The sequence below is a fragment of the Streptomyces coeruleorubidus genome, from assembly GCF_028885415.1.
Taxonomy (GTDB): domain Bacteria; phylum Actinomycetota; class Actinomycetes; order Streptomycetales; family Streptomycetaceae; genus Streptomyces; species Streptomyces coeruleorubidus_A.
Genome location: NZ_CP118527.1, coordinates 1,150,294 through 1,162,492, shown reverse-complemented (window position 1 = coordinate 1,162,492; position 12,199 = coordinate 1,150,294). Strand labels below are relative to the sequence as shown.

Here is a 12,199-nt window from a genome sequence, read left to right as displayed (position 1 = left end):
CGTGGTCCGGTACGGGTGCTAGAACGCGTCGCCGTGCGCGGCGGTCATGAGGGACTGCCAGTCGGGGAGCTTCACCACGTTCCTGCCGAGTGACGCTCCCAGCATTGCCTCTGCCTGTTCGATCGACTGCCAGCCCGTCCACTCGACCGGGTCGGCTCCCTCTGCGCGCAGTGCCGTGAGCGGGTCCTCGGGGACGTCCTTGTGGATGAGGACCGGGGCGTCCTCCAGCAGGGACGTCGCCGTCTCCTTCGCGCAGGGGCGGTTCGAGCCGATGACGCCCGTCGGGCCCCGCTTGATCCAGCCGGCCACGTACTCGCCCGGCGTGACGACGCCCTCGCGCAGAACGCGCCCGGCCAGATTCGGCACCGTGCCCCGGTCCGGGTCGAAGGGCAGTCCTTCCAGCAGCACTCCGCGATAGCCCACCGAGCGCAGCACCAACTGCGCCTCGAAGTCCTCGAACCGGCCCGTGCCCGTCACGCCGCCGTGCCCGTCCGGCGCCGTCCGCTCGAAGCGCACCGCGCCCACGTGGCCCTGCTCGGCGAGCAGTTCGACCGGGCGGAGGAAGAAGCGCAGCCGGATCCGGCGCGGGGCGCCGCTCGGCGGTGTCTCGGACCAGCCGCGCAGCACCTCCACGTTGCGGCGCTGCGGGGCGGGCAGTGCGGACGGGTCGGTGTACCCGGGGTCCAGGGCCAGCTCCGCCGGGTCCACGGTGACGTCGGTCTCCGGCAGGGTGCCCAGCTCGCGCAGCTCCTTGGTGGTGAAGCGGGCCTGGGACGGGCCGCGCCGGCCCACCATGTGGATCTCGGTCACCCGGCTCGCCGCCAGTGTGGTCAGGGCCGCCTGCGGCATGTCGGTCGGGCTGAGCTCGGCCAGGCCGCGCGCCAGCATCCGGGTGACGTCCACGGCGACGTTCCCCACGCCGATCACCACGGCCGACCGGGCGTCCCGCAGGAACCCGGCGTCCACGGCGTCCGGGTGGGCGCTGTACCAGGACACGAACTGCGTCGCCGACCAACTGCCCGGCAGGTCCTCCCCGGGGATGCCCAGATGGCGGTCGGTGGCGGCGCCCACGCAGTACACCACCGCGTGGTAGATCTCCCGCAGCCGGGCGGCCGGCACCCCGCCGGGTCCGGCCTGGACGCCTCCGAGGAACCGGACCCGGTCGTGCTCCAGGATCGTGCGCAGGTTGTTCTGGAGCGACTTGATCTTCTCGTGGTCCGGAGCCACGCCGTAGCGGACCAGGCCGTAGGGGCACGGCAGCCGGTCCAGGACGTCGACGTGCACCTCGGGGTCCTGCTGGACGAGGCTCTGGGCGGTGTAGCACCCGCTCGGCCCGGAGCCTACGACGGCGACTCGCAGCACGGCGGAACTCCTTACCCGGGGATCCCGAGGGGTCTCACGAGAGCGCTGACTCCTCCAGCATCGCACCGGCCGGGCTCCGCTGACAGGGTGCCGTGCTCCACTCGGGGCGCGTGTCCGATCTGTATGGAATGTGATCATGCGGTTACGTTCTGTGTGTGCTGGAAGCATCCTTTCTCAACCTTTCTGATCGCTCGCCGGCGGACAGCGCGGTGTCCGTACGGCCCGCGTGGGAAGTGCGGGAGAACGAGGACGCCACGCGGTGGTTCGACGTCCGGCTGGCCTTCACGGACGGCGCCCACGTCGACGCACTGGCCGTCGTGGCCGGGGGATGCGTCGGCGTCGAGGACGTACGCGCGCAGCCCGCGCTGTCCCTCGACGACCTGGCGGTGCTCGCCGACTGGATCGAGGACTCGCTGGTCGAGGCGTGCTGCGCCGGTGCCGGGACGATTCCCGAAGGCCGCGGAGCCCAGGGACGGCGCGCCCGGCCGGCCGGGCCGCGCGGTGCCGAGGGGCGGTGGCTGGTGGCGCGGGAGTACCGCGCGGCCCAGCAGGACGGTGCCGATCCGGTCCTCGCCGTGATGTGCGCGACCGGGCACAGCCGCCGCAAGTCCCTCAGACTGATCGGCCAGGCCCGGGACGCCGGACTCCTGACACCACGCCGCGCCCGGCGCTGAGCGGGTCCGGCCCGGCGTTCGACGCTCCCTAGAGCATGTCCCGCATCCGCGTGATCTCGCTTGTCTGCTGGGCGATCACCTCGTCGGCCATCTCCTCGATCCGGATGTTGTTCCCCTGTCCCTTCACGTCCGCGGCCATCGTGATCGCGCCCTGGTGATGGGTCGTCATCAGCGTCAGGAAGAGCTGATCGAAGGCCTTTCCGTGAGCCGCGCGGAGTTCGTTCAGCTGCGTCTCGGTCGCCATTCCGGGCATCGCGGCGTGCTCGTGCCGTTCGGCCTTCAGCGGCTTGCCGTACGACTTCAGCCAGCTCTTCATGGCATCGATCTCCGGCTTCTGGGCGGCGGCGATCCGTGCGGCGACCCGCTTCACCTTCGCCGACTCCGCGCGCTCCGGGGCGAGTTCGGTCATCACGAGGGCCTGGGCGTGGTGTTCGATCATCATGCGGGCGTAGGAGACATCCGCCGAGTTGGGGGAGTCGTTCTCCGAGTGCCGGCCGGCGGCTTCCTCGGCGGACAGGGTGCGGTTCGCCTCGCCGGGCTCGCCCGGCGCGATCACTGCGGGTCCGTCCGCGGCTGCCGGCTTCCGGTCCGGACTTGAGTCGCAACCCCCGGCCGTGAGTGCGGCCAAGGCGACCAGCCCCGTCATGACGACGGACGTACGAGACGCACGGCGGAAGAGCACAACGACCTCCTGTGGCAGACAGGTTGGGGGACATTACAGCCTATTGATATGGGCATGACGAGGGCGATACTGCGTGGTGCGTGAACCGTTCCGTCAGCGAACGGAAACCAGGGAGGAAAACAGTGATCCTGTTGAACGACCGCAGAACACGCCGCAGACGCCTGGGAGCAGGCGCGATCGCCGGCGGACTGCTGGCCGCGCTCCTCGTGGCGGCGCCGGCAGGGGCCACCCCCGACCCGGGGGACGTGCCGCCCACGCCGAAGGAGGTCTCCAAGAGCGCGCAGGCCGAGGCGCGCGAGGCCATCGCGAACGGCGAGATACCCGGCCAGGACGAGATCGTCCACTCCGCCAACATCGAGCACGTCGCCAACATCCCCAAGGACGTGCTGTCCGGCACCAACTCGGACCTGGCCTTCCAGGGCAGGTACGCCTTCGCCGGCAACTACGACGGCTTCCGCATCTTCGACATCGCCAATCCCAGGGCACCGAAGACGGTGGCCCAGGTGCTGTGCCCGGGCTCGCAGAACGACATCTCCGTCTCCGGCGACCTGCTGTTCCTGTCCACCGACTCCTCGCGCAGCGACAGCAGTTGCAGCAGCACCACGCAGCCGGCGACCGAGAAGTCCTCGTGGGAGGGCATGAAGGTCTTCGACATCAGCGACAAGCGGAACCCGAGGTACGTCGCCGCCGTCGAGACCGCCTGCGGCTCGCACACCCACACCCTGGTGCCCGAGCGGCGGAACGTCTACGTGTACGTCTCCTCGTACTCGCCGAACGCCGCCTACCCCGACTGCCAGCCGCCGCACGACGGCATCTCCGTCATCAAGGTGCCGCGGAACGCGCCCGAGAAGGCGGCGGTCGTGGGCTTCCCCCTGCTGTTCCCCGGTGAGGGGCCGGACGGCGGCGGCAACCCGGGCGGTCCCACCAACCCGGGCGTGACCAAGACCACCGGCTGCCACGACATCACCGTGCTGCCCTCGAAGGACCTGGCCGCGGGCGCCTGCATGGGGGACGGCATTCTGTTCTCCGTCAAGGACCCGGAGCGCCCGAAGGTCATCGACCGGGTGCAGGACAACGTCAACTTCGCCTTCTGGCACTCGGCGACCTTCAACCAGAAGGCGAACAAGGTCGTGTTCACCGACGAACTGGGCGGCGGTCCCGGGGCCACCTGCAACGAAGCGACCGGCCCGAACCGCGGTGCCGACGGCATCTACGACATCGTCGGCAAGGGCGACGAGCGCAAGCTCGTCTTCCGCAGCTACTTCAAGATCCCCCGCCACCAGGCGGACACCGAGAACTGCGTGGCCCACAACGGCTCGCTGATCCCGGTGAAGGGCAGGGACCTGATGGTGCAGGCCTGGTACCAGGGCGGTGTCTCCGTCTGGGAGTTCACCGACTCGTCGAAGCCCAGGGAGATCGCCTACTTCGAACGCGGCCCGGCGAGCACCGACCGGCTGACCTTCGGCGGCTCGTGGTCGGCGTACTACTACAACGGCTACATCTACTCGAACGAGATCACCAAGGGCTTCGACGTCCTGAAGATCAAGGACCGGCGCACGGACCCGGCACGGTGGGTCCGCCTGCCCGAGCTCAACGTCCAGACGCAGCCGGACTACTTCGGCTGACCCTTCGGACCGCACTGCGGTGCGGCCCCGGTCGCGAAGAACCGCGACAGATCCCTGTCGCTCCTCCCGTCGGAGGCTTCGGTCTCCGGCGGGAGGCCCAGCTCCCAGTCGAGCTGGTAGCGCTTGAACAACTCGGCGCGCAGCACCGGGACCGGCATCGGCACCCCCGGCACCAGGGCGGCGTACACGGCACCCATCAGCAGGGCCCGCAGCATCGGGTAGTCGCTGTCGACGTCCCGCGACCCGAGCCGGGCGACGGTGTCCCGCAGCAGCTCGGCCAGGCGCCGCTGTTCCGGGCAGGGCACGAAGCCCTCGGCCTGCAACAGCCCGGCCATGTGCTGGCGCATCAGCACGGGCCGGTCCCTGGCCAGGCCCAAAGTCGCGTCGATGGCCCGGGCCATCCGCTCCCTGCCGTCCTCGGTACGCGGCTCGCGCTCCAGCGCCTCCTCCAGCGTGCGGTGCATCAGCCGGTGCACGGCGGACTGCACGAGCTGGCGCTTGCCCGGGAAGTAGTACGAGACCAGCCCGCGGGCCGAGCCCGCCCGGTCGGCGATGTCGCCGAGCGTCGTGGCCTCGAAGCCGCGCTCGCCGACCAGCTCGACCGCCGCCTGGAGAAGCCGCTCCTTCGAACGCCTCCGCAACTCTTCATTGACCGAGGCGCTGCGCGGGGACATGCGGAAACTCCTGCGTTGACTGGCTGCCAGCCAACTATACTCGGAGACGTCCGGCCAGGACCGTGCGGTCCGAGCCGGGGATGCCGTCTGCCTCGGGCGACACGGGGGATCGTCCGAGGCGGGCGAGCAGGTCACCTGTGACCAGGTGACCTGGTGGTGGCCTCAGCTCACCAGGTCCAGGACCGGACGCAGTCCGTCCGGCCGGTCGGTCACCGGCAGGTGATCCACGAAGTGCACTGCGCATCCCAGGGCGGCGGCCCCGCCGTCCGCCCTGCGGTCGTCGCCGACCATGAGTGTCCGGCGCGGATCGGCGCCGAGCGCCTCGCAGGCGGTGGCGAACAGCCGCGGATCAGGCTTCTGGATGCCGTGCTCGTACGACAGGACGTACGCGTCGATATAGGGGTCCAGGCCGTGCTCGCGGAACACCGGGCGCAGGTCCCAGCCGATGTTGCTGACCACACCGACGGGGATGCCCCGCTCCCGCAGCGCGCGGAGCACCTCGACGGCGTCCGGGTACGGGGTCCAGGCCGCCGGTGTCATATGGCGGTCGTACAGCGCGTCGTGCAACGCCGGGTCGGGCAGCGTGACCTGGCGGCAGAGGCCGGTGTAGGCGGCCCGGTGCAGTGCGGCGCTCTGGTCCCGGATCAGCCAGGCGTCGGCGAGTTCGGCCGGCACCCGGGCGGGATCGCCACCGCCCGGCAGCGCCCCGACCGCCTGCAGCGCCCGCGCGGTGGCGGACAACTCCGCCTCGGTGAAGGGGATTCCCGCGTCGGCGACCACGCCGCGCAGCCAGGACTCGGTGGACTCGACACGGAAGAGCGTTCCGGAGAAGTCGAACAACACAGCCGTCATGGGGTGATCCTACGAAGCGGCGGTGTCCGGACGGGTGCGCGGCTGCCGGTGCTCGTGCGCCCACACGGCCAGGGCCACCACGGTCGCGCCCAGCAGCCAGCCGCCCACCACGTCCGACGGCCAGTGGACACCCAGCCAGACACGGGTCAGCCCCACGCCGACCACGGACACGACGGCCACGGTCACGGCCGTACGCCACACGGCACGGCCGACACCGTGACGGTGCAGGAGCCACAGCAGGAGGCCGCACACGACCGTGGCGGTCATGGCGTGGCCCGACGGGAAAGCCGAGTAGTGGGCCGAGTCGACAGGGTCGGGCCAGACCGGGCGGGGGCGGTCCACCACCGCCTTGAGGGCCTGCTGGAACAACGTGCCCAGCGTCACGGCCAGCGCCAGCCACACCGCCGTCCAGCGCGCCGCGAACCGCACCACCAGCCACACGACGACGACCGCGCACAGCAGTCGCATGGTCCACGGATCCCACACCCAGTCCGTGAGGATGCGGCACGCCTGGGTGATGCCGGATTCCTCGACCGCCCAGCGGTGGGTGGTGGCGGAGATGTCCCCGTCCGCGCTGATCAACGGGCTCCATCTGGTCGCGACGAGGGCCAGCAGTACAACGGAGCACAGGGCCAGGACGCCGGCCGACCGGGCGGCGGTGCGGTGCTGCGGGCGGGGCGGGGAGTCGACGGTCGGGGTGTGCATGATGCGATCCTCGCCGAACCGGGGGCTCCGGATCCAGTACGGTGACGATCTTCGGGTCCCGAACCGCACGCTTCGGCCACGCTGACGCCCCTTTGAGGGCTGCTCCGAGGTCTGCTGTGAGGCCTGCGAAATCGGCACGGACGCCACCGGCCCCGGGGCGTTCCTCCCGGCTATCCCAGCGCCCGCAACCCCGGTACGAACGCGACCAGTACCGGTACCACGGGCACCAGTGCGGCCGCCGCCGTCAGCCGCAGCCGGCGTGCCGCGGGCAGCCGGTCCGGGGGAGTGAGCAGCCGGTTCACCCGCGCCGGGACATGTGCCTGTGGCGTCGGGCAGGGGCCGAACACACCACGGTGCTCGTTGAGCTCGACCAGAGCCAGGGCCGTGGTCAGACGGCCGAAGCGGCGGGACGCAGTGTCGTCGGCGGCGAGTTCGACCAGGCGGTGCATCTCGTCGCGGAACGCGGCGAACACCGGCACCTGCGGAAAGCCACCCGCAAGTGCGGAGGAGCAGTTCAGCAGCCAGTCGTGCCGGGCCCGCGCGTGCCCCTGCTCGTGGGCGAGCACGGCGTCCAGCTGCCGGCCCTTCAGCCGGCGCAACGCGGCCGTGGTGACGACCAGTTGCGGCGGAGTGCCGGGCTGCCACCAGGCGTCGGGCTGCTCGCTCTCCAGGACGACGAGCCGGCCGGACACGGCCACCTCGCCCGGCAGCAGCGGCGCCCTGACCAGCAGATCGGCACGCCGACGGCGGCCACGGGCGCGCGCCCCGCCGATCTCGCGGACCAGCATCGCCGCGCTCCACAGCCCGCCGGCGGCCAGCGCCACTGCGGTGGCCGCCGCCCAGGGACCCGCCGTACCGAGCGCGTAGGCCTCGACGACCGGGCTCGGCGCCGTCGCGAAGACGTGCCCGCCGACCGCGTGCCAGGCCGCCGCCGCGCTGAGCGTCATCGACAGCGCACAGCACAGGAGCACGGCCGCCACCACGCACTGCCACACCCACAGCGCCACGACCGGCTCACGATCCGGCCAGTCCGCCCGGGCGAGCAGCCGGGGAGCGACCACGGCGGCCAGGGCGCCGAGCAGCAACAGTGCCGCGGGGAGCATCATGAAGCGCAGCCTATGAGTGCGGTGCCGCCCAGAGGTACGACTTGTGGCGCCGAAGTGACGCAGGCAACGGATCCGTACGGCGTGCCGGGACGGTCCCGCTCACAGCGTCAGCAGCATCGCCACCATCGAGATCCCCATGGACAGCCGGCAGGCCCGCGCCAGCTCCGGCCGGTCGCCCCACCCGGCGGACGCGCCGCCCCCGGCCCCGCTTCCCGCCATGGCGGTCACCGGCACCAGCCGGACGCCGGTCAGCAGCACGTATCCGGCGAAGTAGAGCAGCAGCGCACCCGTCAGGAGCGGCACTCCCGATCCCCCCTGTCCGTGCGCGTGTGCGGGAGCGCCGGCCATGACGACGGACATGTAGACCATGGCCCCGGCCCCCACCAGGTGGTGGAGGTGGTGAACGCCGGTCCGCGCCGCCCACAGCGCGGGAACCGCGGCCGCCCCGAACACCACCGCGTAGGCGGGCCAGGCCCACGAGGGCGGAGTGAACACCGCCGCCGGCACGGCCATCGCGGCCATCCCGAAACCCATCAGCGCCTCGCCGCCCGCGGTGCCGCGCTGCTCCCCGGTGCCCCCGCGCATCCGCACCAGGCAGTAGGCACCGGTCACCGCGCAGAGCGCCACCAGCAGCCAGCCGGACGAAGCCGGTCCGTGCACGCGCACCTCCCCGCTCGGCAGTCGGTCGGTCCGACAGTCGGTCATTCGATGCCCGGGTGATGTGGCGCGCACGCGAGCGCAAGGATGTACACGGGGAGCATTCGACGGAGCACGCCAAGTGAAGGAATGTGTTTTACAGGTAAAACACCTGCTAATCTTGTTGTTATGAGCAGTGCGACCCCCGCCCCCGCCTCCCCGCCCTCCCGGCGTCTCCCGCTGGCGGGCGTGCTGCGCGTCGGCCGCCCGTCGGACATCTGGTTCAAGCCCGCGCTGAGCGTGGTCGCGGCGATCGCCCCGCCCAACCTCACCCTGCTGGCGCTCGGCCGGCTCGACCTGGCGATGTACACGATGGCCGGATCCCTGTGCGCGCTGTACGCCCACAACCGGCCGTACGCCGCCCGGGCCGGGACCCTGGTGTGGGTGGTGCTCGGCATGCTCGGCGGGCTCGCCGTCGCCCTGGTCGCGGCCTCGCTCACCGGCAGTGCCGTCGTGCTGGTCACCGTCGGCGCTCTGCTGGCCGCCGCGCAGAAGGTGCTGTGCGACGCCACCCGTGTCGGACCGCCCGGCAACGTCGTCCTCACCTTCGTCAGCTCCGCCTCCCTGTTCGCGCCGCAGACCCTCGCCCAGGTCCCCGGCCATCTGGCCCTGGCCGCCGGGACGGGTGTCTGGGCCTGGCTGGTCTGCATGGCGCCCGCGCTGGTCCGCCCGCACGGCCCGGAGCGCCGCGCCACCGCCGCCGCGCTGAAGGCCGCCGCCGCGTACGCCGACACGTGCGGCACAGGTGAGGGCCATGCCCGGGCCCGCGCCACGGGCTACGCCGCCGTGCAGGCCGCCTGGCAGTCGCTGCTGTCCACCGGCGTCCGTTCCCGTACCCGGCGCGCGCTCGAACGGCTCGTCGTCCGTGCCGAGGTGGCCCTCGCCGCGCCGACGGAGGCGGACGCCGACCGTCTGCGTGCGTGGGCGGGCGCGCTGCGCGGTACCGGCCCCGTCCCGCAGGCCGGGCTGCCGCGGGCCGCCGCCGACGAACTGCTCGGGGTGGAGGCGGCCCGCGGTCTCTGGGCGCGGCTGGGCCCGCTGACCCCGCTCGCGGTACGCACCGCGCTCGGCTGCGCGCTCGCCGGCTACGCCTCCCTGGCCCTCGGCAACGGCCGCCCCTACTGGGCCCTGGTCACCGCCGCCTCGCTCTACCAGGCCAACGTCGCCCTGACCTGGAGCCGGGCCGTCCAGCGCGTCGTGGGGAACGTCGTCGGAGTGCTCGTCTTCGCGGCCGTCGTACCGCTTGCGCACCTTGGCCAGGCGGCTCTCGTACTGTGCTGCCTGGCGTTCAGTTTCGGCGCCGAGCTGCTGATCAGCCGCAACTACTGGCTCGGCAGCGTCTGCGTGACCCCCATGGCGCTGCTCATCACCGAGTTCGCCGGGTACCAGAAGCCGGGCGAGCTGATGACGGAGCGGATCGTGGACACGGTCGTCGGAGCCCTGGTCGGCTTCGTCGCCGCCGTGGCCGTCACCAACCGGCGTGCCGGTGACCGCGTCGAACGCGCCCTGACCGCCGCCGACCGGGCCCGCGAGCGCGCCGCCCGCCTCCTGGCCGAGCCGGACCCCGACGCCGCCGCCCTGGAGGCCGCCCGCCGCGCACTCGCCGTCGCCCTGGCCGATCTGCGCGCCACCGCCGACGCCGCGGCCGGCGAATGGTGGCAGCGCGCTCTGCCCCAGGAGCGGGTCGTGCTCGCCGAACAGTCCGGACACCGTACGCTCGCCGCGACGGCACGACGCCAGGGGCTGCTCCCTGACCGGGGCGCGGACATGGAGACGGAGGACGCACGGCCATGACGGCGACGGATGGACCATCGCCCAGCGGGGACGGGCCAGGGGGCGGCCCGGAGCCGGCGACCGGGGCCGGCCCGGGGCCGGGCCCGAAGCCGGTGGCCGGAGGGGAGCCGGTGGGGGACCCGGTGAGGGACGGGCAGGCGGCTGATGAGGTCCAGGGGGTGGGAGAGGACCTTGCCGATCGGGCTCAGGCGGCTGGAGAGGGCCCAGATGGCCGGGGTTCTACGGCTGGAAGGGGTCTGGATGGCGGGATCGCTTCGGCCGCTGGAGGGGGCCCGGGTGGCGAGGCCCCTGCGGCCGGAAAGGGCCTGGATGACGGGACGTCTGCGGCTGGAGGAGTCGCCGGCGGTGCCGCCCCTGTGGCTGAAGGTGATCTGGCCGGCGGGACTTCCGGGGCTGGAGGGCGCCCGGGGGGCGAGGCTCTTGCGGCTGGAGGAGGCTGGGGCGGTGAGGCCCCTGAGCCCGGGCGGGATCCAGCCGGTGATGCCTCTGCCGTCGATGGGGATCCAGTCGGCCGTCGGCAGGGCGATACCGTCGCCGCCGTCGTCCGGCAGTGGCAGGCCGTTCACCCCGGGCTCGACACCGGGCCGATGGAGATCATCGGGCGGATCAACCGTTGCGCCGCCCTCCTCCAGCAGGCCGAGGACGCGCCCCTGCGCAGGGCGGGGCTCAGCCGTCCCGAGTTCGATCTGCTCGGCGCCCTGCGCCGCACCGGGCACGAGCTGACGCCCGGCGAGCTGGCCAGGGAGACCTTCTCCTCGGGCGCCGCCGTCACCAAGCGCCTCAAGCAACTGACCGAACGCGGCCTGGTCGAACGCCGCGGCGACACCCGCGACCGCCGCGTCGCCCACCTGCGCCTCACCGACGCCGGACGCGAGCTCGTCGACGGCATCCTGCCCGCCCAGCTCGCCTACGAGACCGCGGTCCTGTCCGGCCTGGACGGCCCCGAGCAGGGCGAACTGGCAGCCCTGCTCGGGGAGTTGCTCGCTCAGCTGGAGGGCCGCCTGGGCGCGCTGAGGAGCTGAACGTCCAGGCGGGGCCGCGGCCCGGCTCACCGGTCAGAGCACCTCGTGCGCCGTGCGGCGGTGCGTGGAGCGGCGGTCCTCGATGGCCGGCCAGCGGTCGCCGTCGATGGCGCGGGTGATGGCCGGTTCGCGGACGAAGTCGTGCGGGAAGCCCAGCGGCACCGCGCTCACCTCGTCGAGGCGGGCGAGGGCATCCGCGTCGAGGCGGACGTCGACGCTGCCCAGATTGTCGGCGAGCTGGCTCTCCTTGGTCGCCGCGATGATCGGGACCACGTTGCCCGGCCGGGCCAGCAGCCAGGCCAGCGCCACCTGGGCCGGACTCCAGCCGCCCTGCTCGGCGATCTCCAGGACGGCACTGATCACCGCCTCCTCGCGCGGGTCGATGTCATCGCCCGTGGTGTCCAGCCGCCCCGTCTCGCCCCTGCGGTACTTGCCGGTGAGCTTCCCGGCCGCGAGCGGCGCCCATGCCAGCACCGCCAGGTCGAACGCCCTCGCCTGGGGCAGCAGTTCGCGCTCCGGGGTCCTCTCCAGCAGGCTGTAGCGCAGTTGCGAACCGGCGAACGCGGTCCAGCCCCGCAGCTCCGCCAGGGTGTTGGCCTGCGCGATCTCCCAGGCCGGCCAGTCCGAGACGCCGACGTACAGCACCTTGCCCGTGCGGACGAGGTCGTCCAGGGCCCGCATGACCTCCTCGACCGGTGTGAAGTTGTCCCGGGCGTGCACCCACAGCACGTCCAGCCGGTCGGTGCGCAGCCGCTCCAGACTCGCCTCCACCGACTGGATGAGGTTCTTGCGGTGGTTGCCCGCGGCGTTGACGTCGCCGTCGCGGATCCCGCAGGTGTACTTGCTGGCCAGTACGAACGTGTCGCGGCGACCCTCCAGCAGCGCCCCGAGGATCCGTTCCGAGCTGCCGTCGGTGTAGTTGTCGGCGGTGTCGATGAAGTTGCCGCCCGCCTCCGCATAGGCATCGACGATTCGGGCGAACCACGACCCCGGCGTCACACACCGTC

The 12,199-nt window shown here is 72.4% G+C and carries 12 protein-coding genes; 4 read left to right on the top strand and 8 right to left on the bottom strand.

What is annotated here, in order from left to right; genetic code table 11:
* Positions 1 to 18 precede the first annotated feature (18 nt).
* Positions 19 to 1,362, bottom strand: coding sequence for an FAD-dependent oxidoreductase (locus PV963_RS05485; protein WP_274814415.1), 1,344 nt, complete (start codon positions 1,360 to 1,362; stop codon positions 19 to 21).
* A gap of 209 nt (positions 1,363 to 1,571) precedes the next feature.
* Between PV963_RS05485 and PV963_RS05480 the strand changes: the two genes are divergently transcribed.
* Positions 1,572 to 2,036 carry a DUF6214 family protein gene (locus PV963_RS05480; protein ID WP_274814414.1) on the top strand — a complete coding sequence of 155 codons (465 nt, stop codon included), beginning with the start codon at positions 1,572 to 1,574 and terminating at the stop codon, positions 2,034 to 2,036.
* A 28-nt stretch (positions 2,037 to 2,064) separates the two neighbouring features.
* Here the strand turns inward: PV963_RS05480 and PV963_RS05475 are convergent, their stop codons facing one another.
* Positions 2,065 to 2,718, bottom strand: coding sequence for a DUF305 domain-containing protein (locus PV963_RS05475; RefSeq protein ID WP_274814413.1), 654 nt, complete (start codon positions 2,716 to 2,718; stop codon positions 2,065 to 2,067).
* Between the two features lie 122 nt (positions 2,719 to 2,840).
* Between PV963_RS05475 and PV963_RS05470 the strand changes: the two genes are divergently transcribed.
* On the top strand, positions 2,841 to 4,343 hold the full coding sequence (locus PV963_RS05470) for an LVIVD repeat-containing protein (protein WP_274814412.1): 1,503 nt from the start codon (positions 2,841 to 2,843) through the stop codon (positions 4,341 to 4,343).
* On the opposite strand, the gene PV963_RS05465 is transcribed toward PV963_RS05470, so the two are convergent.
* The 5 genes from PV963_RS05465 to PV963_RS05445 all read right to left on the bottom strand — a co-directional run bounded on the left by PV963_RS05465 (position 4,331) and on the right by PV963_RS05445 (position 8,340).
* Positions 4,331 to 5,017, bottom strand: coding sequence for a TetR/AcrR family transcriptional regulator (locus tag PV963_RS05465; RefSeq protein WP_274814411.1), 687 nt, complete (start codon positions 5,015 to 5,017; stop codon positions 4,331 to 4,333). The two genes, PV963_RS05470 and PV963_RS05465, sit on opposite strands and share 13 nt — an antisense overlap.
* Positions 5,018 to 5,179: 162 nt before the next feature.
* Positions 5,180 to 5,869, bottom strand: coding sequence for an HAD family hydrolase (locus PV963_RS05460; RefSeq protein WP_274814410.1), 690 nt, complete (start codon positions 5,867 to 5,869; stop codon positions 5,180 to 5,182).
* Between the two features lie 9 nt (positions 5,870 to 5,878).
* Positions 5,879 to 6,574 carry a phosphatase PAP2 family protein gene (locus PV963_RS05455; protein ID WP_274814409.1) on the bottom strand — a complete coding sequence of 232 codons (696 nt, stop codon included), beginning with the start codon at positions 6,572 to 6,574 and terminating at the stop codon, positions 5,879 to 5,881.
* Between the two features lie 170 nt (positions 6,575 to 6,744).
* Positions 6,745 to 7,680 (bottom strand): M56 family metallopeptidase, encoded by a 936-nt coding sequence (locus PV963_RS05450; RefSeq protein ID WP_274814408.1) that lies wholly within the window; start codon positions 7,678 to 7,680, stop codon positions 6,745 to 6,747.
* A gap of 99 nt (positions 7,681 to 7,779) precedes the next feature.
* Positions 7,780 to 8,340 (bottom strand): DUF5134 domain-containing protein, encoded by a 561-nt coding sequence (locus PV963_RS05445; protein ID WP_274814407.1) that lies wholly within the window; start codon positions 8,338 to 8,340, stop codon positions 7,780 to 7,782.
* A gap of 165 nt (positions 8,341 to 8,505) precedes the next feature.
* Between PV963_RS05445 and PV963_RS05440 the strand changes: the two genes are divergently transcribed.
* Both PV963_RS05440 and PV963_RS05435 read left to right on the top strand, forming a co-directional pair.
* On the top strand, positions 8,506 to 10,170 hold the full coding sequence (locus tag PV963_RS05440) for an FUSC family protein (protein WP_274814406.1): 1,665 nt from the start codon (positions 8,506 to 8,508) through the stop codon (positions 10,168 to 10,170).
* A gap of 371 nt (positions 10,171 to 10,541) precedes the next feature.
* Positions 10,542 to 11,192, top strand: a complete 651-nt coding sequence (locus PV963_RS05435) for a MarR family winged helix-turn-helix transcriptional regulator (RefSeq protein WP_425541014.1) — start codon at positions 10,542 to 10,544, stop codon at positions 11,190 to 11,192.
* 33 nt (positions 11,193 to 11,225) lie between these two features.
* On the opposite strand, the gene PV963_RS05430 is transcribed toward PV963_RS05435, so the two are convergent.
* Entirely contained in the window at positions 11,226 to 12,191 is a 966-nt protein-coding gene (locus tag PV963_RS05430) for an aldo/keto reductase (RefSeq protein ID WP_274814405.1), read from the bottom strand.
* Between the last annotated feature and the right edge of the window lie 8 nt (positions 12,192 to 12,199).

Excerpts from the sequence above, each read along its gene's own strand:
- PV963_RS05450 (WP_274814408.1), bottom strand. The coding sequence starts at position 7,680 with ATGATGCTCCCCGCGGCACTGTTGCTGCTCGGCGCCCTGGCCGCCGTG.
- PV963_RS05460 (WP_274814410.1), bottom strand. The coding sequence starts at position 5,869 with ATGACGGCTGTGTTGTTCGACTTCTCCGGAACGCTCTTCCGTGTCGAG.
- PV963_RS05455 (WP_274814409.1), bottom strand. The coding sequence starts at position 6,574 with ATGCACACCCCGACCGTCGACTCCCCGCCCCGCCCGCAGCACCGCACC.
- PV963_RS05440 (WP_274814406.1), top strand. The coding sequence starts at position 8,506 with ATGAGCAGTGCGACCCCCGCCCCCGCCTCCCCGCCCTCCCGGCGTCTC.
- PV963_RS05465 (WP_274814411.1), bottom strand. The coding sequence starts at position 5,017 with ATGTCCCCGCGCAGCGCCTCGGTCAATGAAGAGTTGCGGAGGCGTTCG.